This is a genomic window from Streptomyces sp. NPDC051684, assembly GCF_044453445.1.
Lineage (GTDB): Bacteria > Actinomycetota > Actinomycetes > Streptomycetales > Streptomycetaceae > Streptomyces.
Map to the genome: position 1 here is coordinate 179767 of NZ_JBITCS010000005.1, position 22354 is coordinate 202120.

Consider the following 22354-nt stretch of genomic DNA (forward strand, 5'->3'; position numbering starts at 1 on the left):
CTCGACTTGGAGAAGTCCGCATGACCACACGGGCCCTCGTCCGCACCACCGACTGGGACAACGACCGCATCCGGGAGAGCCTGCGCGGCTCCGTCGTGAGCGCCGAAGGCAGCCTGTCCGGCAGCCCGTTGAGGCTCACCGTCGAGCCGCTGATGCGCCGCGCGGAGGGCGGCGGACTGTTGCAGTCGCTGCGCGTGGAGGCGGTGAACGGCGGCGCGATCCCGGCCGAACTCACCGTGCGCACCGAGTCCGGAACAACGCTGCCCGCCGAGCGCATCGCGGGCCCGAACGGCTCCGTGCGCCTGCTGCTGCCCGCCGTGGACACCGCGCAGCGTGTCACCGTGGTGTCGTCGCAGCAGGACGGCATCGACGTCACCCTCGCCCCGCAGCGCGAGTGGACCATCCACCTCGTGCACCACTCGCACCTCGACATCGGCTACACCGACCCGCAGGGCAAGGTCCTCGCCGAACACCTCTCGTTCCTCGACTCCTGCCTGGAACTGACGCAGGCCACCGACGACTGGGCGCCCGAGTCCCGGTTCCGCTGGTGTGTCGAGTCACTGCTCTCCTTCCAGCAGTGGGCCGAGGCCCGACCCGCCGAGCAGGTCAAGGAGTTCGTCCGGCGGGTCAAGGAGGGCCGCATCGAGCTGACCGCCCTGCCGTTCAACCTGCACAGCGAGACCTGCTCCACCGATGAGCTGCACGAACTCCTGCGCCTCGCCCACCAGGTGAGCGACGAGCACGGCGTCGAGTTCACCTCGGCCATGCAGACCGATGTGCCCGGCCATGTCGTCGGCATGATCGACGCGCTGAGCGCCGCCGGCGTCAAGTACCTGTCCGTGGCGCACAACTGGGCCGGCCGGTCCGTGCCCCATCTGGTCGGCGGAGAGAAGCTGCCGCGCCTGTTCCGCTGGCAGGCGCCCAGCGGCAACAGCGTGCTCGTCTGGATGACCGACACCCCGCACGGCCTCGCCTACATGGAAGGACCGCTGCTCGGCTTCGACACCGACTACTCCTCCGTCGACGACCTGCTGCCCGCCTACTTGACCTCGCTGGCCAGCAACCCGTATCCGTACCGCGGGGGAGTCTTCGGCTGGGCCATGGACGAGAAGGAGATCAAGCGCGAACCCTACCCGTGGGACGTCCTGCACCTGCGCGTCCAGGGCAAGTTCGGCGACAACGCGCCGCCGCGCCGCGTCATCGCCGACACCGTGCGCCGCTGGAACGAGACCTGGGCCTACCCGCAGCTGCGGCTGTCGCGCAACGAGGACTTCTTCACCGACGCCGAGAACCGGCTCGGCGACGAGATCCAGACCTTCGAGGGCGACTGGACGGACTGGTGGGTCGACGGCGTAGGCTCCGGCGCCCACCCGCTGTCGATGGCCCGCACCGCCCAGTCCGTCGTCGCCGACGCGCAGACGCTCGGCACCTTCGCCGGCGTCCTGGGCGCCACCGGTGCGGCCGACGACACACGTGACTCGGCCGGTGTGTACGAGGCGGTGTCCCTCTTCGACGAACACACCTGGGGCGCGGGCGACCCCTGGACCCACGGTCACGACCACGGCCACTCCGGCGAGCAGCAGTGGCACTGGAAGTACGGCCAGGCCGTGCGCGCCCGCGACGACGGCCAGTCCCTGCTGAACCGTGCGAACGCCCGCCTCGGCCAGCGCCTCGCCCGGCCCGCCGACACCCCGGCCGCGTACCACGTGGTGAACACCTGCTCCTGGCCGCGCACCGAGGTCGCGGAGATCTTCCTGCCCGAGTCCAGCGTCCCGCTCGAACAGGCCGTGACCGTGCACGACGCCCGCAGCGGCGCCCAGTTGACGCACGAGGAGCGGCCGCAGGACAACGAGGAACACCGCGACGCGGGCCGCTTCCTGCTCGTCCGCGTCGACGACGTGCCGGCCGCCGGTTCCGTACGCCTCGACGTCCGCGCCGCCGACACCACGGGCGGCGCCGTACAGGAGACGACGGCCGCGAAGGGCGCCACCGGCTGGAACCCCACCGGCGGCAGCGAGCGCGAGAACCCGGCCGACACCGCCGCCGCGGCGTACGCCCACGCGGACCCGCTGTTCCTGGAGAACGAGCACCTCGCCGTCCGCGTCGACCTCGCCCGCGCGTGCATCGCCTCCGTCATCGACAAGTCGACCGGCCGCGAACTCGTCCGCGCCGACGCCATCACCGGCTTCAACGCCTACATCCACGACAGCTACACCACGTCCGGAGGCTTCAACCACAACTCCAGCCGCACCACGGCCTCCGACCGCCTCGAACACCTCGGAAACCGCTCGGTCGCCCCGCCCGCCGCGCTCATCGCCCGCCGCGCCACGGCCACCGCCGAGACCCTCACGTACGAGACACGGCCGCCGGGCGCCAACCGGGTGCGCACCACGCTCACGCTGCCGCGCGGCGTCGGCCGCCTCGACATCGAGAACCAGGTCGACAAGGACGCCACCCTCGGCAAGGAGAGCGCCTACTTCGCGTTCCCCTTCGCCTTCGGGACACCCACCGTGCGGATGGAGGCCTCGGGCGGCGCGACCGGCAACGACCTCCCCGTGGTCCCCGGCTCGGCGCTGCACATGCGGGCCGTGCGCCGCTGGATCACGCTCCAGGAGGACGATCTCGCCGTCGGCTGGGCCACGCAGGACGCGCCGCTCGTCCAGTTCGGCAACATCGCCCTGCCGTACGCCCCGTTCCCCAAGACGATGAACCACGACGAACCGGCCACCGTCTACTCGTGGATCCACAACAACCTGTGGGACACCAACTTCCCCAGCGAGCAGGCCTTCGAGTTCACCTTCCGGTACTCGCTGTCCTGTGCCACCGGCGCCGACGTCGCGGGACTCGGCCCGCGCACCGCCGCCGGCACCTCGCGGCCGCTGCACGCCGTGCGGGCCCGTGGCGCCGTCAGCGCGGACGCCGCCGACCAGCTGGCCTTCGCGACTGTCGGCGACCCGCGCGTACGGCTCGTCGGCGCCACCACCCCGGACGCCGAAGCGGCCGTGCTGCTGCGCCTGCAGTCCTTCGCCGAGGAACCCGTCGCCTGCCCGGTGCGCGCGCTCTTCCCCGTCGCCTCGGCGCGGGTGGCCGACTACCACGGGCGGCCGGGGGAGGAGCTGACGACGGCGGACGGCGAGGTGACGGTCGACGTCCCGGCGCTCGGCACGACCGCCGTGCTGTTCCGGCGCTGACGACGGCGATCCCGCGCACCCCTGCGTAAAGGAGACTCTGTGTACCGGCACGACCCGCGTTACGCCCCCGCTCCCGACGCCGTCCTCACCGCCGGCTGGAGGCGGGTGGCGGCACAACTCCCGTCAGGTTCCGCCGTATTGGCGATCGACGGGCCGCCGTCCGCCGACTGGGACGCGCTCGCCGCACACCTGACGGGTGCGACACTGCTCGACGTACGGAGCCACTACGCACCCCCGGCGCGGATCCGCGCCCGCGTCGGCCACCCGGAGGGCGCGGACGACCCCTACTTCCGCAGGCTCGCCGAGAACCCGCTCGACGACCTCTTCGACACCGTGCCCACACCCCAAGTCCCCACCGAGGGAATCCTCGTCGTGTACGGGCCGGGCGCCGCGCTCGTCGAGCACGACCTGCTCTGGTACGCCGACGTGCCCAAGCGGTACGCGGAGGCCGCCACGGTCGCGGGCGCCCCGGGCAGCAACCTCGGCCTCCCGGACGAGAAGCCGGACCTGAGGCGGCTGTTCTACACCGACTGGCCCATGCTCGACCGGCACCGCGACACCCTCGCCCCCCGCGTCGACGGCTGGCTCGACCTCCAGGACCCCGCCCACCCGGGCTGGCTCGACGGCCGCGGCCTGCGCGCCACCTGCACCGCCCTGGCCCACCGGCCGGTCCGCACCCGCCCGTTCTTCAACTCGACGCCCTGGGGCGGCCATTGGGCACAGAGTGAACTCGGCTTCAACCCCGACGCCCGCAACACGGCGCTCGGCTACGAACTCATCGCACCCGAGGCGGGCATCCTCGTCGGGACCGGCCCCGAGGCGCAGGTCGAGGTGCCGTTCCAACTGATGTGCGCACTGGAGCCGGACCGGGTCCTCGGCGAGGAGGCACACGCCCGCTTCGGCACCTCGTTCCCCATCCGCTTCGACTACCTCGACACCGTCGGGGGCGGCAACCTCTCGCTGCACTGCCACCCCCAAGAGACGTACATGCGCGAGAAGTTCGGCTGGCACTACACCCAGCACGAGACGTACTACATGACCATCGGGAGCCCCGACACCAAGGTGTTCCTCGGCCTGCGCGAGGACACCGACGTCGACGCCTTCCGCAAACAGGTCGAGGCGGCGGCAGGACAGGGCACACCCATGGAGGTCGAGGACCACGTCCACGCCTTCCCCGCCGAACAGGGCCAGTTGTTCCTCATCCCCGCGGGTACCCCGCACGCAAGCGGCGCCGGCAACCTGGTCCTGGAGATCAGCGCCACCCCGTACCTGTACAGCCTGCGCTTCTACGACTGGCTCAGGCCCGACACCGACGGCAACCCCCGTCCCCTCCCGTACGAGCACGGCTTCGCCAACCTGGACACCGCACGCCGCGGCGAGGCCGTCGCCCGCGACCTCGTACAGGAACCACGCACCCTGCGCGAGGGGGACGGCTGGCGCGAGGAGCTGCTCGGCGCGCTGGACGAGATGTTCTACGAGGTGCGCAGGTACGTGCTCGAACCGGGCGCCGAGGCGCAGGACGACACCGCCGGGCGCTTCCACGTACTGAACGTGGTGGACGGCGCCGGCGTGACCCTGCACACCGAGGCCGGTGACACCCACGAGCTGGCCCACGCCGAGACACTCACCGTGCCCGCGGCCGTCGGCCAGTACCGGCTGCGCGCCGCCGGCGCAGGTCCCGTACGGGTCGTGAAGGCGCTCGTCCGGTGATCCCGGTCATCGAGGTCGGCGGCACCCATGTCACCGCCGGCCTCGTCGCCCCGGCCGACGGTGCGGTCCAGCGGCGCACCCACCGGCCGCTCGACCCGGGCGCCCGCGCCGAGGGCATCCTCGGCGCGGTGTGCCGCTGCGCCGACGCGCTCGATGCCCCGGCGGGGGCCGTATGGGGCGTGGCTCTGCCCGGCCCCTTCGACTACGCGCGCGGCATCGGACTCTTCGCGGGCGTCGGCAAGTTCGAGGCGCTGTACGGGGTGGACGTGCGGGCCGCGCTGTTCGCGGGCATGGCACGGCGACCGGGCCGGATCGTCTTCCTCAACGACGCGCACGCGTTCCTGCTGGGGGAGTGCTCGACGGGAGCCGCCGTCGGACACACCCGCGTAGTGGGCATCACCCTCGGCACGGGCGTCGGCTCGGCCTTCCTCGCGGACGGCCGCATCCTCTATCACGGCCCCGGGGTGCCGCCCGAGGGACGCATGGACCTGACCACCGTCGACGGCGCACCGCTGGAGGAGTCCGTGTCCCGCCGCGCCCTCCTGGCCCGGTACGGCGACCCGGGCGCGGACGTGCGCGACATCGCCGAACGGGCCCGCGCGGGCGAGCGGCCCGCCCGACGCGTCCTCGACGAGGCGTTCGGGACACTCGGCGCCGTCCTCGGCCCGCGCCTCGCCGCGTTCGAGGCGACCGCCCTCTTCGTCGGCGGCTCGATGGCCGGATCCTGGGACCTGGTCGCACCCGCCCTGCACACCGGTCTCGCCAAAGGCGGCTGGACACCCGACGCGGCCGACGTGAACGGGCGGCCTCCCACGCGGCATACTCGTGCGATGCGCCCCGCCGCCCTCGCCGGCGACGCGGCGCTGCTGGGCGCGGCGCGCGCGGTCGCGGCCCGGGACACGAACCGTAGAGAGCCGGGGTGGTAGCGGCCACCCGGACCGGCAAGGGGGAAACATTGGGCACGTCCGGCGCCGCCAAGGACCCGCGTCCCACGGTGCGGGACGTCGCACAGCGGGCGCGGGTCAGCGCCATGACGGTCTCGCGGGTGCTGCGCGACGACCCCAAGGTGCTGCCCGCCACCGCGGAGCGGGTGCGCGCGGCGGCGGCCGAACTCGACTACCGCCGCAATGAGATGGCGCGCAGTCTGCGCCTGGGCAGCGGCACCGGCCTTGTCGGACTCGTCGTCACCAACCTCGCCAACCCCTTCTACTCCCGGCTCGCCCTCGGCGTCGACGCCGTTGTCGGCGGGCACGGCCTCAAGACCGTCATCGGCAACACGGCACACGACGTCGACCGCGAACGCGACCTCGTCGAGGACCTGGTGGCCCGCCGCGTCGACGGCATCATCGTGGTGCCCGCCGACGACGACCAGCGCCACCTCGCCGCCGCCGCGGCCGGTGGCGTGCCCGTCGTCGTCGCGAGCCGGCCGCCGAACGGCTTCGACGCCGACTGCGTCCTCGTCGACGACCACGGCGGAGCCCGCACCGTCACCCGCGAACTGCTTGGCGCGGGACACCGCCGCATCGGCTTCCTCGGCTCGCCACCCGCCGTCTACACGGGCGGGGAACGCCTGCGCGGCTTCACCGACGCGCTCGCCGAAGCGGGCATCCAGCCCGAACCGCACTACGTGCGCCTCGGGCAGCAGCAGACGGCCGAGGCGACCCGCGCCGCCGCCGACCTGCTGGCCCTTCTTGAGCCACCGACCGCGCTGTTCTGCTCCAACAACCGCAACACCATCGGCGCCTTCCGTGCCATCAGAGCCGCCGGAGCCCCCACGGCGCTCGCGGGATTCGACGACTTCGAACTCGCCGACGTGCTCGGGCTGCCGCTGACCATCGCCGCGTACGACAGCGACGAACTCGGCAAGGAGGCGGGCCGGTTGCTCGTCTCCCGGCTCGGCGAGCGGGCCGCGGAGCGCGGCAAACAGGGCGGCCCGGCCGCCGCCGCGCGACGCGCGGTGGTGCCCACGACCCTGGTCCACTACGGCTAGGGTCGAAGGCCCGCCCCACCCCGAAGGATCCGCCGCCGATGCCCGACACCCCGCAGGCCCCCGTCATCCACGGCAACGAGCCCGGCTCGTTCGCCCGCAGCGTGCTCGCCGAGCGGCACCCCGCGCTCATCGAGAAGGTGCGTGCCGCCTTCCCGTACGGCCCCGCGCAGCACCGCGCCCTGGACGCGCTGCTGCGCAACACCGCGGACGGTGTGATCGAGCCGCTGGGCGAGGGAGCGCAGGACCGCGAGCGCTGGGACGCGTGGGGGAGCGAATGGTTCGGGTCGTCGTGGTTCGACGCGCCGTTCCTGTGGGCGGAGAGCTACTTCTACCGCCAACTCCTCGGAGCCGTCGGGTACTTCGGTGAGGGCGACGGTGTCTGGCGGGGCGTCGACCCCTTCCAGCCGTTCAAGCGGGCCGAACTCGGCAGCCCCGAGACGGACGCCGAGCTGGGCGCGGTCGACTGGCTCGCCTCGGTGTCCCTGGCCGAGCAGGAGCGCGGCCTGCTGCTCGGGTCGCTGTGGGGCAACCGCGCCGACCTCGGATTCCGCGTCACCGCCGACGGCGCCGAACCGGGCGCGGACACCCAGCTCGTCGCCGACGACTCCGAGGCGCTGTGGGCCGCGCTGCCGCGGGGCGGTGGCGCCTGGGTGAGCCTCGTCGCGGACAACGCCGGGCGGGAACTCCTCGCCGACCTGCTGCTCGTCGACCACCTGCTCGCGCACGGGCGCGTGGCGCGCGTGACCGTGCAGCTCAAGCCGCATCCGTACTACGTCTCCGACGCCATGACGGCCGATGTCGTCGACTGTGTGCGGCGGTTGCACCGGGCCGGCGGCGCGGCGGCCGAGGCCGGCGGCCGGGTCTGGGCCGCGCTGGGCGACGGCCGGATCACTCTCCGCGCACACTCCTTCTCCTGCTCGCCGCTGCCCTACGCCGAGATGCCCGACGACCTGCGCGCCGAGTTCGCCGCGACGACCCTCACCGTGCTCAAGGGCGACCTCAACTACCGGCGCCTGGTGGGGGACCGTATGTGGGAGCCCACGACGCCGTTCGCCGAACGGACCACGTACTGGCCGACCCCCGTGGTCGCGCTGCGCACCCTCAAGTGCGACGTGATCACGGGCATCGAGGCGGCCACCCGAGACGCGCTGGACGCCGCCGAACCGGACCAGAAGTGGCGGGTCAGCGGCGCCCACGCGCTCGTACAGGCGCGCATGTGAGGTCGCGCGGGTGACAGTGACGGGTCAGGCCGCCGCCCGCTCCAGCGTCTCCAGCGAACGGCCCGCCGTCTCCCGCACGAACGTCACCGTGAACGCGAACGCGAGGACGCAGATGCCCGCGAAGAGCGCGAAGGCGGTGCCCGCCCCGGCCGTGAGCAGTACGGGGAAGACCAGCGAGACGGCGAAGTTCGCGGCCCAGTTCGTGCCCGAGCCGACACTCACGCCGACGCTGCGCACCCGTAGCGGGAACAGCTCCGGCAGCATCACCCACAGCAGCGGCGCCCAGCTCAGCGAGTACGCCACCTTGAAGACGGCGAGGCTTGCGACGGCCGCGACCTGGCCGAGCGTCTGGTGCAGCAGCCCCAGCGAGAACACCGCGCACAGCGTGCTCATGCTCACGATCATCAGGACGAGCCCGGTGAGCAGCAGCGGCTTGCGTCCGACCCGGTCGACCAGACGTCCCGTCACAAAGGTCGTGACGATGGACAGGACACCGAGCCCCACGCTGTTGAGCAACGCCGCGGAGTCCCCGAAACCGGCCGCCTTCAGGATGGTCGGCGCGTAGAAGACGATCGTGTTGGAGCCGATGATCTGCTGGATCACCGCCATGGCGACGGCGATGCACAGACCGCGCCGCACCCGGCGGTCGGCGAACAGCTCCCGCAGACGGCCCTGGCGCTCGTGCGAGCCGTGCGCGGCGGCACGGATGTCCGCGAGCTCCGCGTCCGCCTCCTCCTCGGTGTGCAGGCGAAGGAGCACGGTGCGCGCCTCGTCCTCGCGGCCGTGCGCGACGAGCCAGCGCGGTGTCTCCGGCTGCGTCCACATCCCGGCGAACAGCACGGCGGCGGGGACGATCGCGAGCCCGAGCATCCAGCGCCAGGCGCCCGCGTCGGACAGCAGGTAGGAGATGAGGTACGAGACGAAGATGCCGACCGCGATCATCATCTGGTTGAGCGTCGACACCCGCCCGCGGATGGCGGTCGGGGCCAGCTCGGAGAGATAGCTGGGGATCACGGACGAGGACAGGCCGACGGCCACACCCGTGATGACCCGAAAGGCGATGAGGATCCAAGGGCCGGTGGCCACCGCCATGCCCAGCGCGCCCGCGCCGAACACCACGGCCGTGCCGAGCATGACCGGGCGGCGTCCCCAGCGGTCCGTGGCGGGCCCGGCCGCGAAGCAGCCGGCGATGGCGCCGATCATCAGCGAGCTGACGAACGCGCCCTGCATCCAGGCGCTCAGCCCCAGGTCACGGGTGAGGAACAGCTGGGCACCCGCCACGATCCCCATGTCGTACCCGGACAGCAGACCGCCGAAGGCGCCGCAGAGATAGAGCAGAAGCGTGCGGCGTGAACGGACATCCGCGCTCGGTGCGTCGGACACCGAGGTCCTGGTGACGGCAGGCATGACGAGCTCCCTTGCTGGTCGGCTCCGCCTCATTAGCGTCAACACTCCGACGAAAATCAAGGGGTAACGACCAGCGGTTTTGATTTCTGTCGTGAGTCTTGACGAAAATGCGCGGGACGGGGGAATATCCGACGCATGGCAGTGGTCAACGCAGCGGACAAGAACCCCACCGTGCTGCGCCAGTTGCGGTTCGGGAACGTGGAGCGGGTCCTCCAGGTGCTGCGCAGGCAGGGCCCCAGCAGCAGGGCCGACGTGGGCGCCGCAACGGGGCTCTCACGGACCACGCTCTCCACCATCGTCGGGCGGCTGCTCGCCGACGGCGTCGTCACCGAGGAGCCCGCCGGGCCGCCCTCGGGCCGCGGCCGACCGGTGCACCGGCTCACGCTCAACCCGCGCTCCGCCCAGGCGGTCGGCATCGAGGTGGGCCGCGAGCGCATCACGGTCGCCATCGCCAACGCGGCGCACGAGGTGACCGCTTTCGCGGGCACCCACCAAGCACAGCGCTCCGGCGCCCGTGAACAGGCGCCCGCCGCGCTCGGCCTGCTGCGCGAACTGGCTGCCCGCGAAGGCATCGACCTCGCCGGACTCGGCGGCGTCGGCATCGGCACACCGGGCCCCGGAGACACCACGGACCGCCGGCAGACCGTCGCCGACGCCGTCTCCGAAGCCCTCGACGTGCCGGTCCTCGCCGACAACAACACGCGCCTCGCCGCTCTCGGCGAGGCCATCTGGGGCGCGGCCCGCGGCGCGGGCGACGCCCTGCACCTCACGCTCTCCTATGGCATCGGCGGCGGCCTCGTCGCCGGCGGCCTGCTCTTCCGGGGCGCCCAGGGCGCCGCGGCCGAGATCGGACACATCAGCGTCGACGCCGACGGGCCGCGCTGCTGGTGCGGCGGGCAAGGCTGCCTGGAGCAGGTGGCCGCGGTGCCCGCGCTGCTGCGGGCGGCCGGGCGGCGCAGCTGGGAGAGGTTCGCGGAGGCGTTCGCGACCGGAGCCGACACCGAGCGCGCCGTCGTCGAGCGCGCCGCGCTCGCCGTCGGGCGTGCGCTCGCCGCCGCGTCCAGCACCGCCAACCCGCGCCGCATCGTGCTCGGCGGCGAGGTCGCGGACCTCGGCGCCGACTTCCTCCGCCCCGTCGAGGACGCCTTCCGCCGCTACACTGCGACCCGCGTCCACGACGGCGTGGAACTCGTCCCGGCCGCGCTCGGGGAGCGTTCCGGCGCGCTCGGCGCGCTCGCCCTCGTCTTCCACGAGTCACCGCTGCTCGCGGGGTACGCGACGGCGGACGCGGTGGCCGCCGCGTCGCCCGGGGCGTCGTTGGGCGCGGAGCCCGGCGCGGAGTCCACCGGGGAAGCCGCGACCCACGCCTCGTAGTACCTGCCCTGAACCGAGACACCCCCTCGTACGATCCGAAAGGCACCGCCGTGCGCCACAACATGCTCTTCCTGATGACCGACCAGCACCGGGTCGACACCCTCGGGGCCTACGGCAATCCGCACGTGCGCACCCCGAACCTCGACCGGATCGCCGCCGAGGGCACCCGCTTCGACAGTTGCTACACACCCACCGCCATCTGTACCCCGGCCCGCGCCAGCCTGCTGACCGGCGCGGCACCCTTCCGGCACAAGCTGCTCGCCAACTACGAGCGCAACGTGGGTTATCTGGAGGACCTCGCCGACGGCCAGTTCACCTTCGCCGAGCAGCTGAAGGGCGACGGCTACAACCTCGGCCTGATGGGCAAGTGGCACGGCGGCGTCCAGCGCACCGCCGCCGACTACGGTTTCGAGGGCCCGAACCTGGAGGGCTGGCACAACCCCGTCGACCACCCCGACTACCTCGCCTACCTCAAGGAGCGCGGCCTGCCCGAGTACGCGATATCCGACCGGATGCGCGGCACCACCCCGAACGGCAGCCCCGGCAACCTCCTCGCGGCCCGCCTCCACCAGCCCGTCGAGGCCACCTTCGAGTACTACCTCGCCACCCGCACCATCGAGATGCTGCGCCGCTTCGCCGAGGACGAGCGCGGCGGCGAGGGCAATCCGTTCTTCCTCGCCACCCACTTCTTCGGCCCGCACCTGCCGTACATCCTGCCGAACGAGTACTTCGACATGTACGACCCCGAACTCGTCGAACTGCCCGCCTCCATGGCCGAGACCTTCGCGAACAAGCCGCCCGTGCAGAGCAACTACAGCAAGCTGTGGGCCTTCGACACCATGCCGCTGGCCGCCAGCCGCAAGCTGATCGCCGCCTACTGGGGCTACGTCACCCTCATCGACGAGCAGATCGGCCGCATCATGCGGGCCGTCCGCGACCTCGGCCTCGACGAGCGCACTGCCGTCTGCTTCACCGCCGACCACGGCGAGTTCACCGGCGCCCACCGCCTGCACGACAAGGGTCCCGCCATGTACGAGGACATCTACCGGATCCCCGGACTGCTCCGTGTCCCCGGCGGCGCGGCCGGCCAGGTCCGTGACGAGTTCGTCTCCCTGACCGACTACACGGCGACGATCCTCGAACTGGCCGGCGCCGACGCCGCCCCGGCAGTCGACAGCCGCAGCCTGCTCCCCATCGCCCGCGGCGAGCACCCCGAGTGGGACGAACACCACCTCGCCGAGTACCACGGCCACCACTTCCCGTACCCTCAGCGCATGCTGCGCACCCGCCGCTACAAGCTCGTCGTGAACCCCGAGTCCCACAACGAGCTGTACGACCTCCGGGCCGACCCGGACGAGCTCCAGAACCGCTACGAACACCCGGAACTGCACGACGTGCGAACGCAGTTGATGCACCGCCTGTACCACCTGCTGCGCGACCGCGGCGACAACTTCTACCACTGGATGACGCCGATGTACGACGTGCCGACCGACTACGACACGACGCTTTCCGCGTTCGAGTCGGAGGGCGTGGCCCCGTGAGCGACTGCACTCCTGACCCGGCCCCCTCCTGCTGCGCGCCCTCCCGCGAGGGCGGCCCGGAGGCGACCGGCACGGGACCGGTCGCGCTCACGCTCGCACCCCGCGAACAACCGGCCTACGACACCCGCGTCGAGCTGCCCGGCGGCACCTTCCGCATGGGCAGTGAGGACGCGGACGCCAACCCCGGGGATGCGGAGGGCCCGGTGCGCGAGGTACGTGTGAAGCCCTTCGCCATCGATGCGTACGCCGTCACCACCGCCCGCTTCGCCGCGTTCGTCGAGGCGACCGGACACCGCACCGAGGCCGAACGCTTCGGCTGGAGCTATGTGTTCGCCAAGTTCCTGCCCGGCCACCTGCGCAAGATCTCACCGCGCCCGGACGCCACCCCGTGGTGGTGCGGCGTCGAGGGCGCGACCTGGCGCACACCGGAGGGCCCCGGCAGCGACCTCGAAGGCCGCTGGGACCACCCCGTCACCCATGTCGGCTGGGCCGACGCCGCCGCCTTCGCCAAGTGGGCGGGCGGCCGGCTGCCCACCGAGGCCGAGTGGGAGTACGCGGCGCGCGGCGGCCTCGACCAGGCCCGCTACGCCTGGGGCGACGAACTGACCCCCGGCGGCGAGCACATGTGCAACATCTGGCAGGGCACGTTCCCCACCAAGAACACCGCCGAGGACGGCTACGCGGGCACCGCCCCCGTCCACGCCTTCCAGCCGAACGGCTACGGCCTCCACAACGTCGCGGGCAACGTATGGGAGTGGAACGCCGACCTGTGGGAGCGGGGCGGCGACCCGAACACCCGCGTCATGCGCGGCGGCTCGTACCTCTGCCACCACTCGTACTGCAACCGCTACCGCGTGGCCGCCCGCACCTCGAACACCGCGGACAGCACGTCGGGCAACACCGGGTTCCGGGTGGTCTACTCGGCCTGAGCCACGTACTCCACGGTGACCTGCTCCGCGTGCGGCGCGAGCAGGTCGCGCAACTCCTCGGCCGCCGCCTTCAACAGGTGCCCGTCGCGCTCCGCCGCCACCGTCTCCATCAGGAACGCGACCCGGGTCGAGTCCTCGGTGACGCAGGTGCGGTGTGCGTCGCGGTGGTTCCAGTGGCGGGTCAGGACGCCGGTGGCGTCGGCGTAGATGATCTCGCCGGGCTTGGGGTGCTCGACGGTGTCGGGCTCGCCGAGCGGGGTGAACTCCTCGGTGCCGTCGGCGTAGCTGATGTCGACCACGTCACCCGTCACGTGGTCGAGGTCGAAGGCCCCGGCGGGCAGGCCGTGGCGTACGGAGACGACGTTGTAGGAGTCGACCGCCGGGTTGATGCGCGGCAGCGCGCCCTTCTTCGCCATGCGGCGGCCGAGCGCGTCGACGCTGGGCCGGATGCGGCGCGGGTTGGTGCCGAAGGCGCGGTACGCGGTGTGCCACGCCTCGATGCGGGGGTCGGACTCGTCGGCGGGCTGCCAGGACCCGTCGGCGAGCTCGCGCTCCAGGTCGTCGAGGGCCGTGACCGTCGCGGGCCAGGGCTCGTGGCCGCGCAGTCCCGTGGCCGTGACCACGGCGATCAGGGTGTCGGGGAAGGCGTCGGCGACGGCGGACGTGAGGTGGAAGGCGGGCATCGGGCTGCTCCGTATCTGGGGGAGGGATGGGGGAGAGGGGTCAGGTGAGGGCGAGGAGGCTGACGGCCACGGCGGCCGTGCCCAGGCCGACCAGCTGCCCCCGGTGGATGCGCTCCGCCAGCACGCCGCGTGCCAGCAGCACCGTACCGGCCGGGTAGAGCGCGGTGATCACGGCGACGACGGCGAGATCGCCGCTGCGCGCGGCCAGCAGGAAGAGCAGATTGGCGAGCGAGTCGAGCACACCGGCGGCCGCGGAGATCCCGTACGCGGGCTTCTCCGCCCCGAGCCGCTTGTGCAGGACGCCCGCGGCGCCCAGCGTGACGAGCGACGATACCGCCCTGCCGACGATCAGCGGCGCCACGCCACTGTCCGACGGCGCCTGGTGCAGACAGACCAGCTGGAGCGCGATGGCGGCGCCCGCCCCGAGGGCGAGCAGCAGTGCCGTGCGCGAGGGGCGGGACGAGCCCGCGCCGCTCCGGGCGCTGACCAGGACCACGGCGACGAGCGCGAGCGGCAGACCGACGAGCCCCGCCGTGGCGAGGTGCTCGCCCTGCAGCAGCCCCACGGAGACCGGCAGCGCCGCGGACACCAGCGCCGTCACCGGGGACAGCACGTTCATCGGGCCGATGGCGAGGGTCTTGTAGAGCAGCGCGAACGCGACGGCCGAGGCGACACCGGAAGCCACGCCCCAGCCCACGGCGGCGGGCGAGAACGAGGCGCCGAGGAACGGCCACAGCAGCAGCTCCACGGCGAGACTGGCGGGCGCGGCGACCATCACCGTGCGCAGCACATGGGCCTTGCGGGCGCCGAGACCGCCGAGGAAGTCGGCGCATCCGTAGGCGAGGGAGCTGCCCAGGGCCAGCAGCAGAGCGATCACGAAACGGTCCCTTGTCATCAAGCGGGGCATTCGGAGTATTCAGTGGAACGACTAGAACGTACAACGAAACGACCGTGACGTGTCAACCGAGTGACCGGGCGGTACATTCCACTGACCCGCTGATGACGACCGTGGAAGGTGGCCGGGTGACCGAGACCGAGACAGAGGCGGCCCTGCGCACGCTCGCGCGCAACGTCAGGACGGCCCGCGCCCGCGCGGGCCTCTCCCTGGACGAGCTCGGCCGCCGGGCGGGCGTGAGCAAGGGCGCCCTGGTCGGCCTGGAGAAGGCCCAGGGCAATCCGAACTTCGCCACGCTGGTGCGGCTCGCCGACACGCTCGGCGTCTCGGTGTCAGCCCTCCTCGAGGGCCCGGCCGACGGGCGCGTGCGCGTGGTGTCCGCGGACGCCGTGATGCCGCTGTGGGCGGGGGAGCAGGGCGGCGAGGCCCGCCTCATGCTCACCACCACGGGACCGTCGCCCGTCGAGGTGTGGCGCTGGCGCCTGGAGCCGGGCGATGAGTACCCGAGCCACCCCCACCAGGCCGGAGTGGTGGAGACCGTCAGCGTGACCGAGGGCAGCATGACCCTCGTCGTGGACGGCGCCGAACACTCCGTGGCCGCCGGGCAGACCGCCACCTTCGACGGGGACGCCGCGCACTCCTACCGGGGAACGGGCGACGCGACCTGCCACCTGATCATGACCGTGCAGCTGCCGCCGGGGTCATAGGCACCACCTATCCGGGGCATCGATTTTTGGTCGTGGACCTCCGCGCACGCAAACCGCTTCACTGACACGGTAGTTGGGGCGGCGCCGGACGGGCCCGGCGCCGTACTCCTGGAGCCGAGCCGCCGCGTGCTGCGCGACCTGGCCGCCGTACGCGAACGGGCCGCCGCCCTGACCGGAACCGGCAGCGGAACCGTCGAAGTGGCCACCATGCCCTCACCCGGCATCGAGCCCATGGCCACGCTGATCCACCGCTTCGCCCAGCTGCACCCCGACGTCACCATCAGCACCCGCGCCGCCTTCACCCCCGAGGAGACCGTCGAACTGGTCCGCAGCGGCGCCTGCGAACTGGGGGCTCGGCGCCGACAAGCCGGTGACCGCGCCCGGCATCGACATGCTGCCCGTGGAGGCGCAGCCGTTCGTCGTCGTGGGCGCCGCCGACGGCCCCTTCGCCGACGGCGCCGTGCTGCACCCCCAGGACCTCGCCGGGCACAAGCTGATCGCCTCCCGCCCCGGCAGCCTGATGCGCGGCATCGTCGACGACATCACCGCCCGCGGCGGGGACACCGAGATCGTCGCCGTCGTCGACCACCGCACCTCCATCCTCCCGCTCGTGCTCACCGGCGTGGGCGTCGCCGTGCTGCCCGCCGCCGAGTACCCGGACGTGGAGACCGAGAGCGTCCTGGTCGACGCCATGTCGGCGAAGTTCGTGCTCAAGCCCGAGGACCTGTCGGTCGTCGTCGCCTCCAACCTCAACGCCGAGCGGCGCTTCCCGAGCATGTTCGAGCCGGTGCACGGCTCGGCACCCGACATCGCCGGGCAGGGCCTCGCCAACCCGATCGGCGCGGTCGGCAGCGCCGCGCTGATGCTGGAGCAATTCGGCCTGCCCGACGAGGCGGCGCGCCTCAACAAGGCCATCGAGACCGTCACCGGAGCCGGCGTCCTCCCCCGTGACGTCGGCGGCACCGCCACCACGGAGGAGGTCACCAAGGCGCTGATCGACGCCCTGGCCGTGCCGTCGCCTACCAGCTGATCCCCGCCGCGACCGGCCGGTGGTCGCTGCCTGTCGCGGGCAGTACCCAGGACCTGTCCGCCGTGACGCCCCGGATCAGGATCTGGTCGATGCGCACCACCGGGAAGTCCGCCGGATAACTGAAGCCGAAGCCGTCCCCCGCCTCATCCTGGGCCGAGTCCAACTGCGAGGTGAGGCCCGCGAGGGCGCGGTCGTCCGTGGAGCCGTTGAGGTCGCCGAGCAGCACCACCCGCTCGCCGTCCTCGGCGGCGATCGCGTCCGCGAGGGCCTGTGCGTTGCGGTCCCGGCTGTCCGTCCAGAAGCCGCCGCGGGGCATGACGCGCACCGAGCCCAGATGGGCCACGTACACCGCCACCGGCCCCCGGTCCGTGGTGACCGTGGCCCTCAGCGCCCGGTTGGAGGGCAGCTTCTCGGCGGCCGACTTGGCGGCACCCAGCGGTCCGACGTCCTGCTGGAGGTCGACCGGTCCGGTGTCCGACAACGGCAGCCTGCTCCACAGCCCGACCGTGCCCTGCACCGTGTGATGCGGATAAGCCGCGGCCAGCTCCTTCTCGTACGTGCCCCGGGCCTGCGCCGTGATCTCCTCGAGCGCGAGCACATCGGCTCCGGAGGCCGCCAGGGCGTGGGCCGTGCCCGCCGGATCGCGGTTGCCGGCGCCGACGTTGTGGCTGACGACGGTGAGGTCACTGTCGGCGGCGTGCGCCTTGTCGCCGAGGACGCCGCCGAACAGCCCCGTCCACACCACGGCCGGCAGCAGCACCGCCACCACCGCGGACGCCGAGCGCCGCCACAGCGCCCCGACCAGCAGCACCGGCACGAGCAGGCCGAACCACGGCAGGAAGGTGTCCAGCAGGCTGCCGAGGCCCCCGCGGTCCGTGACGTGCGCGTGCAGCAGCAGAAGCAGCCCGAGCAACAGGGCGAGGCCCGCGAGCACCCGGCCGCGCTTCCAGGGGCCGGGGCGGGAGAGGGCGCGGATCGACCGGATCGTCCGTACGCGCTTGCTGTCGGTCACTTCCGCATCCTCGGGTCCTCGGTGGGGTCGGCATAGGGGGCCGGGCAGCCGTGATAGGCGGCCTCGGGCCGGAGTTCGTAGTGCCATGGCTCGTTGCCGTAGATCTGGCAGAGCCCGTACGCGGCGCCGTGCTCGGACAGCCACGTCGTCGCCTCGGAGCGTCCGAGGTCGACCGCGTCGCCGGACACGTGCGGTGAGGTGTCGGCGGTGGCCACCCATTGGGCTGCCTCGGACTCCGAGCCGTACTTGGAGACCGCCTCGTCGAGCAGCCGGTTCTGGTACTCGGGGGAGCGCCAGCCGCTGTTGACGTAGAACGTGAGTCCCTTGCCAGAGGCGTCCGTCGCCGCCCGGCGCAGGGCCTTGAGCAGGTCCGGGTCGAGCTCGCCGACGGCCGGGGTCGTGTCGTCGAAGACCGTCACGCCGTCGGGGACCACGCCGTCGGCCTCGCCCACCGCGTTCTGCCCGCCGCGCTGCCGCGACTCCATGGGAGCCGGCGCCGAGTCCGACGAGTGTGTCGGCGTCGGGGGAGCCTTCGCCGGCGGCGAGGCCGACGAGGACCGGGGCGACTGGAGGCCGAGGACCGTGGCGACCACGGCCGCGACGACGACGAGGCCGATGGCGAGGAGCGACAGATGCTTCGGTCGGGCCGTGGGAGTGTGAGTCATGCCGCCAGTCAAGGCAGCGCGATGTTGCCAGAACGTCTGCGCTTTTCGATATGCCGCCGATACACGCCGACTCGTAGCGTGAAGGTCATGCGAGTGCTGATAGTCGAGGACGAGCGGTACCTGGCGGAGGCCGTGCGCGACGGGCTGCGCCTGGAGGCGATCGCCGCCGACATCGCGGGGGACGGGGACACCGCCTGGGAGCTGCTGAGCGTCAACACCTATGACATCGCCGTCCTCGACCGAGACATCCCCGGGCCCTCCGGCGACGCGATCGCGGGGCGCATCGTGGCCTCCGGCAGTGGCATGCCGATCCTCATGCTGACCGCGGCCGACCGCATCGACGACAAGGCCTCGGGGTTCGAACTCGGCGCCGACGACTACCTGACGAAGCCGTTCGAGCTCCAGGAACTCGTGCTCAGGCTCCGGGCGCTCGACCGCAGGCGCGGCCACAGTCGGCCGCCCGTGCGGGAGATCGCGGGCGTACGCCTCGACCCGTTCCGCAGGGAGGTCTACCGCAACGGCCGTTTCGTCGCGCTGACCAGGAAACAGTTCGCCGTGCTCGAAGTCCTCGTGGCCGCCGAGGGGGGCGTCGTCAGCGCCGAGGAGCTCCTGGAACGGGCGTGGGACGCGCACGCCGACCCGTTCACCAACGCCGTCCGCATCACCGTCTCCGCCCTGCGCAAGCGGCTCGGTGAACCCTGGATCATCGCCACCGTGCCGGGCGTCGGCTACCGCATCGAGGAGCGGGAGGAGCGCGATGGATAGGGAGCCCGGCGCGAGCGTCCGCCTCAAGCTGACCCTGAGCTACGCCGCGTTCCTCATGGTCGCCGGTGGCCTGCTGCTTGCCGCCGTGGGGTTCTTCCTCGTGAGCGAGGGGTGGCTGCAAACCAACGGACAGGGGGCATGGCGAGCGACTCCGGGCACCACCTTCGTGCGCGGGTTCGCCCCGCTGGCGGCCTGGGTCATGCTGTTCCTCCTGGTGTTCGGCCTCGCGGGAGGATGGTTCCTCGCCGGACGCATGCTCGCCCCGCTGCACCGCATCACGGACGCCACCCGCGCCGCCGCGCACGGCTCGCTCTCCCACCGCATCGGCCTGGAGGGCCGGAGCGACGAATTCCGTGAACTGGCCGACGCCTTCGACATGATGCTCACCGAACTGGAGGCCCACGTCGCCGAACAGCGGCGCTTCGCCGCCAACGCCTCCCACGAACTGCGCACCCCGCTCGCCGTCTCGAAGTCGCTCCTCGACGTGGCCCGCGCCGACCCAGACCGCGACATCGGCGAACTCGTCGACCGGCTCAGCACCGTCAACACGCGGGCGATCGATCTCACCGAGGCCCTGCTCCTGCTCAGCCGCGCCGAGCAGCGCGCCTTCACCCGCGAGGACGTCGACCTGTCCCTCCTGGCGGAGGAGGCCGTCGAAACGCTCCTCCCGCTGGCGGAGAAGAGCGGCGTCGCCCTCGAAACCCGCGGCGACATCGCCCGCGCGTCCGGATCGCAGCCGCTCCTGCTGCAACTGGCCACGAACCTCGTGCACAACGCGATCGTCCACAACGTGCCCGAGCGGGGCACCGTGTGGATCACCACAGGCGTCCGCCCCGGCGCGGCGGTGCTCACGGTCGAGAACACCGGCGAGTCGCTGCCCCCCGATCTGGTCGCCACCCTCACCGAACCCTTCCAGCGCGGCACCGAACGCATCCGGGGCGACCACCCCGGCGTCGGCCTCGGCCTCGCCATCGTCCGCTCCATCACCCGCGCCCACGACGGCACGCTCACCCTCACCCTGCGTCCCTCCGGCGGCCTGCGCGTCACCGTGGAACTCCCGGCCACCGGCATGTGAGGTCGGCCACCGAAGCCGTCCCGAGGGCCAGTAACGGTCAAGAACCCCAGGTCACCGTGTCATCATTCGATGACATCGCTTGATGACATGAATGGGAAGACCTTGCAGCCCTCCATATCAGTGCCCGCGCCCAGCGCTCCGCCGCTCCGCCACCCCCGCGCCCTCGTGCCGGTGCTGGTCAGCCTCGGAATGCTGGTGGCCGTCGTCAGCAGCCTCGGCGCGCCGCTGATCCCCACCATCGCCGCCGAGGACCACGTCGCCGTCTCCACCGCGCAGTGGGCGCTGACGGTCACCATGCTGGTCGGCGCCATCGCGACCCCCGTCATGGGACGGCTCGGCGACGGTCCGCACCGCAAGCGCGTCATCCTCGGCGGACTCGCCGCCGTCTTCGTCGGCAGCCTGCTCGCGGCGCTGCCGCTCGGGTTCGCCTGCCTCCTCGCGGGCCGGGCGCTGCAGGGCGTCGGCATGGGGCTCGTGCCGCTGGCCATCGCCACCGCGCGCGACGCGCTGCCGCCCGAGAAGGCACGGAGCGCGGTGACCACCCTGTCGCTGACCACCGCGGCGGGCATCGGCCTCGGCTACCCGATCACCGGACTCTTCGCGGAGTACCTCGGCATGTACGCCGGATTCTGGTTCGCGCTCGCCACGGCCGCCGCCGCGTTCCTCGCCGCGCTCGTCGTCGTGCCCAAGCCGCCGCACCGGCCCAGCACCCCGATGGACGTGCCCGGCGCGCTGCTGCTCGCCGGCGGCATGGCGGCGCTGCTCCTCGCACTCGCCGAGGGGGAGCGGTGGGGGTGGCTGTCCGCGCGGCTGCTGGCCCTCGCGGTCGCGGCGGTGGTCCTCCTGACCGGGTGGATCGCGCACTCGGCGCGCTCCACGCACCCCCTCGTACGGGTCCGCCTGGTCAAGGACCGGGGCGTCCTCGTCGCCAACCTGACCACCATGGTCGGCGGCGTCGGCACCTACCTGCTGATCTCCCTGGTGACCCGGTACGTGCAGACCCCCGAGTCCGGCGGCTACGGCTTCGGCGCCTCCATCGTCGTCACCGGACTGCTGCTCGTGCCGTTCTCCGCGGCCAGCCTGGTCACCGGGCGCCTGGTGCGGGCGATGGGCCGGGCCGCGACGCCCGCCCGGATGCTGCCGCTCGGCTGCCTGCTCTCGCTCGGCTCGCTCGTCTGCTTCCTGCTCGCCCGCTCCAGCCTCTGGGGCATCGGCGCGATGATGGCGCTCGCCGGACTCGGCGTGGGCGTCACCTTCGCCGTCACGCCAGGACTCATCGTCGGCGGCGTGCCCGCGGCGGAGACCGGCAGCGCGATGAGTTTCAATCAGGTCGTGAAGTACATCGGCTACTCGACCGGCAGCGCGCTCAGCGCCGTCGTCCTCCAGGCCTCCACGGCCCCGGGCGCCACGCTCCCCACCGACGACGGCTACCGCAACGCGGGACTCGTCGGCTGCGCCGCGTTCCTCGCCACCGGTGTCATCGCCGTCGCCCTCACCCGCGGCGGCGCCCGACCGCGGCCCTCCCTCGTCGCGGCGGGCGGCGCCCCCGAGGCCCGCACCGAACCGAGCCGTACATGACCGGCGAGGCACCCGACCGGCGCCGCAGCAGCGCCCGCAGCCGCGAGGCGCTGCTGCGCGCGGCCACCGAACTGTTCTCCGAGCGCGGCTACGACCGCACCACCATCCGCGAGATCGGCGAACGGGCCGGCGTCGACGCCGCCCTCATCTCCCGCTACTTCGGCAGCAAGGCGCTGCTCTACGTGGAGGTGCTGCGCGCCGAACACGGCGACGCCGCGCCGGACGACCTCCTCACCGGGCCCCGCCTGCGCGAGGTCGCCGACCGCGCCGAGCGGCGCGGTCCCGTGCCGCTGCTGCGCGTAGCCGTGCAGCCCTCCAGCGACCAGGCCGCGCAGGACGCCGCCCGCGCCGCCCTCCAGGCCCGGCTCGTCGAGCCGCTGCGCGCCCGTTTCACCCGCGAGGGCCGCGACCGGCCCGGACTGCGCGCCGACGTCCTGGTCGCCTCCGTCGCGGGCGTCCTACTCGCCCGGCACTCCGGCGCCTTCGACGACCTGGCGGACGCCGACCTCGACACGATCGTCGACGTACTCCTGGAGGCGTGGGGCGACCGTTGACCCCGCGCCTTTCACCCGGATGGCGGTA

The 22354-nt window shown here is 72.6% G+C and carries 18 protein-coding genes and 1 pseudogene; 14 read left to right on the forward strand and 5 right to left on the reverse strand.

Annotated elements, in window-relative coordinates:
- The first annotated feature begins 20 nt into the window (after window positions 1-20).
- From ACIA8D_RS08445 to ACIA8D_RS08465, 5 genes are read left to right on the forward strand one after another with little or no spacing between them, the layout of a single operon-like run.
- Window positions 21-3191, forward strand: coding sequence for an alpha-mannosidase (locus ACIA8D_RS08445; protein ID WP_399229966.1), 3171 nt, complete (start codon window positions 21-23; stop codon window positions 3189-3191).
- Between the two features lie 39 nt (window positions 3192-3230).
- Entirely contained in the window at window positions 3231-4901 is a 1671-nt protein-coding gene (locus tag ACIA8D_RS08450) for a class I mannose-6-phosphate isomerase (protein WP_399229968.1), read from the forward strand.
- The gene (locus tag ACIA8D_RS08455; protein ID WP_399229970.1) at window positions 4898-5827 is read left to right on the forward strand and encodes an ROK family protein; all 930 of its coding nucleotides are present in this window, start codon (window positions 4898-4900) and stop codon (window positions 5825-5827) included. Before ACIA8D_RS08450 ends, ACIA8D_RS08455 begins: the two co-directional genes overlap by 4 nt.
- Window positions 5828-5856: 29 nt before the next feature.
- Window positions 5857-6891, forward strand: a complete 1035-nt coding sequence (locus ACIA8D_RS08460; protein WP_399229971.1) for a LacI family DNA-binding transcriptional regulator — start codon at window positions 5857-5859, stop codon at window positions 6889-6891.
- A gap of 38 nt (window positions 6892-6929) precedes the next feature.
- Window positions 6930-8111, forward strand: a complete 1182-nt coding sequence (locus tag ACIA8D_RS08465; RefSeq protein ID WP_399229973.1) for a damage-control phosphatase ARMT1 family protein — start codon at window positions 6930-6932, stop codon at window positions 8109-8111.
- 24 nt (window positions 8112-8135) lie between these two features.
- On the opposite strand, the gene ACIA8D_RS08470 is transcribed toward ACIA8D_RS08465, so the two are convergent.
- Window positions 8136-9518, reverse strand: coding sequence for a sugar porter family MFS transporter (locus tag ACIA8D_RS08470; RefSeq protein ID WP_399229975.1), 1383 nt, complete (start codon window positions 9516-9518; stop codon window positions 8136-8138).
- 135 nt (window positions 9519-9653) lie between these two features.
- On the opposite strand from ACIA8D_RS08470, the gene ACIA8D_RS08475 reads away from it, so the two are divergent.
- The 3 genes from ACIA8D_RS08475 (at window position 9654) to ACIA8D_RS08485 (ending at window position 13362) form a co-directional block, all read left to right on the forward strand.
- Window positions 9654-10892, forward strand: a complete 1239-nt coding sequence (locus tag ACIA8D_RS08475; RefSeq protein ID WP_399229977.1) for an ROK family protein — start codon at window positions 9654-9656, stop codon at window positions 10890-10892.
- A 62-nt stretch (window positions 10893-10954) separates the two neighbouring features.
- Window positions 10955-12433: a sulfatase-like hydrolase/transferase gene (locus ACIA8D_RS08480; protein WP_399230185.1), complete on the forward strand. Its 1479-nt coding sequence runs from the start codon at window positions 10955-10957 to the stop codon at window positions 12431-12433.
- Complete coding sequence (locus ACIA8D_RS08485) at window positions 12430-13362, forward strand: formylglycine-generating enzyme family protein (protein WP_399229979.1); 933 nt, start codon at window positions 12430-12432, stop codon at window positions 13360-13362. Before ACIA8D_RS08480 ends, ACIA8D_RS08485 begins: the two co-directional genes overlap by 4 nt.
- On the opposite strand, the gene ACIA8D_RS08490 is transcribed toward ACIA8D_RS08485, so the two are convergent.
- Window positions 13350-14045 carry a B3/4 domain-containing protein gene (locus ACIA8D_RS08490; RefSeq protein WP_399229981.1) on the reverse strand — a complete coding sequence of 232 codons (696 nt, stop codon included), beginning with the start codon at window positions 14043-14045 and terminating at the stop codon, window positions 13350-13352. The genes ACIA8D_RS08485 and ACIA8D_RS08490 overlap by 13 nt on opposite strands.
- 40 nt (window positions 14046-14085) lie before the next feature.
- Window positions 14086-14922 (reverse strand): EamA family transporter, encoded by an 837-nt coding sequence (locus ACIA8D_RS08495; RefSeq protein ID WP_399229983.1) that lies wholly within the window; start codon window positions 14920-14922, stop codon window positions 14086-14088.
- A gap of 146 nt (window positions 14923-15068) precedes the next feature.
- Between ACIA8D_RS08495 and ACIA8D_RS08500 the strand changes: the two genes are divergently transcribed.
- Window positions 15069-15647 carry a helix-turn-helix domain-containing protein gene (locus tag ACIA8D_RS08500; protein ID WP_399229984.1) on the forward strand — a complete coding sequence of 193 codons (579 nt, stop codon included), beginning with the start codon at window positions 15069-15071 and terminating at the stop codon, window positions 15645-15647.
- 96 nt (window positions 15648-15743) lie between these two features.
- Window positions 15744-16677: pseudogene (locus tag ACIA8D_RS08505) on the forward strand (isocitrate/isopropylmalate family dehydrogenase); the annotation flags it as partial.
- On the opposite strand, the gene ACIA8D_RS08510 reads toward ACIA8D_RS08505, so the two are convergent.
- Window positions 16667-17776, reverse strand: a complete 1110-nt coding sequence (locus ACIA8D_RS08510) for an endonuclease/exonuclease/phosphatase family protein (protein ID WP_399229986.1) — start codon at window positions 17774-17776, stop codon at window positions 16667-16669. The pseudogene ACIA8D_RS08505 and the gene ACIA8D_RS08510 sit on opposite strands and share 11 nt — an antisense overlap.
- A complete protein-coding gene (locus ACIA8D_RS08515) occupies window positions 17686-18354 on the reverse strand; it encodes a M15 family metallopeptidase (protein ID WP_399229988.1) in 669 nt (222 codons plus the stop codon). Before ACIA8D_RS08515 ends, ACIA8D_RS08510 begins: the two co-directional genes overlap by 91 nt.
- Before the next feature lie 87 nt (window positions 18355-18441).
- Here ACIA8D_RS08515 and ACIA8D_RS08520 point away from each other — a divergent pair, with 87 nt between their 5' ends.
- From ACIA8D_RS08520 to ACIA8D_RS08535, 4 genes are all read left to right on the forward strand, one after another.
- Window positions 18442-19119 carry a response regulator transcription factor gene (locus ACIA8D_RS08520; RefSeq protein WP_399229990.1) on the forward strand — a complete coding sequence of 226 codons (678 nt, stop codon included), beginning with the start codon at window positions 18442-18444 and terminating at the stop codon, window positions 19117-19119.
- Window positions 19112-20194 carry a sensor histidine kinase gene (locus ACIA8D_RS08525; protein WP_399229991.1) on the forward strand — a complete coding sequence of 361 codons (1083 nt, stop codon included), beginning with the start codon at window positions 19112-19114 and terminating at the stop codon, window positions 20192-20194. Before ACIA8D_RS08520 ends, ACIA8D_RS08525 begins: the two co-directional genes overlap by 8 nt.
- Before the next feature lie 171 nt (window positions 20195-20365).
- Window positions 20366-21772 (forward strand): MFS transporter, encoded by a 1407-nt coding sequence (locus tag ACIA8D_RS08530; RefSeq protein WP_399229993.1) that lies wholly within the window; start codon window positions 20366-20368, stop codon window positions 21770-21772.
- Entirely contained in the window at window positions 21769-22326 is a 558-nt protein-coding gene (locus ACIA8D_RS08535; protein WP_399229994.1) for a helix-turn-helix domain-containing protein, read from the forward strand. Before ACIA8D_RS08530 ends, ACIA8D_RS08535 begins: the two co-directional genes overlap by 4 nt.
- Window positions 22327-22354: the final 28 nt, after the last annotated feature.

What these genes read in the sequence shown, in the direction of transcription:
- ACIA8D_RS08445 (WP_399229966.1), top strand. Translation starts at nt 21, where the DNA reads ATGACCACACGGGCCCTCGTCCGCACCACCGACTGGGACAACGACCGC.
- ACIA8D_RS08465 (WP_399229973.1), top strand. Translation starts at nt 6,930, where the DNA reads ATGCCCGACACCCCGCAGGCCCCCGTCATCCACGGCAACGAGCCCGGC.
- ACIA8D_RS08470 (WP_399229975.1), bottom strand. Translation starts at nt 9,518, where the DNA reads ATGCCTGCCGTCACCAGGACCTCGGTGTCCGACGCACCGAGCGCGGAT.
- ACIA8D_RS08475 (WP_399229977.1), top strand. Translation starts at nt 9,654, where the DNA reads ATGGCAGTGGTCAACGCAGCGGACAAGAACCCCACCGTGCTGCGCCAG.
- ACIA8D_RS08480 (WP_399230185.1), top strand. Translation starts at nt 10,955, where the DNA reads ATGCTCTTCCTGATGACCGACCAGCACCGGGTCGACACCCTCGGGGCC.
- ACIA8D_RS08490 (WP_399229981.1), bottom strand. Translation starts at nt 14,045, where the DNA reads ATGCCCGCCTTCCACCTCACGTCCGCCGTCGCCGACGCCTTCCCCGAC.
- ACIA8D_RS08510 (WP_399229986.1), bottom strand. Translation starts at nt 17,776, where the DNA reads ATGGCACTACGAACTCCGGCCCGAGGCCGCCTATCACGGCTGCCCGGC.
- ACIA8D_RS08515 (WP_399229988.1), bottom strand. Translation starts at nt 18,354, where the DNA reads ATGACTCACACTCCCACGGCCCGACCGAAGCATCTGTCGCTCCTCGCC.
- ACIA8D_RS08520 (WP_399229990.1), top strand. Translation starts at nt 18,442, where the DNA reads ATGCGAGTGCTGATAGTCGAGGACGAGCGGTACCTGGCGGAGGCCGTG.
- ACIA8D_RS08525 (WP_399229991.1), top strand. Translation starts at nt 19,112, where the DNA reads ATGGATAGGGAGCCCGGCGCGAGCGTCCGCCTCAAGCTGACCCTGAGC.
- ACIA8D_RS08535 (WP_399229994.1), top strand. Translation starts at nt 21,769, where the DNA reads ATGACCGGCGAGGCACCCGACCGGCGCCGCAGCAGCGCCCGCAGCCGC.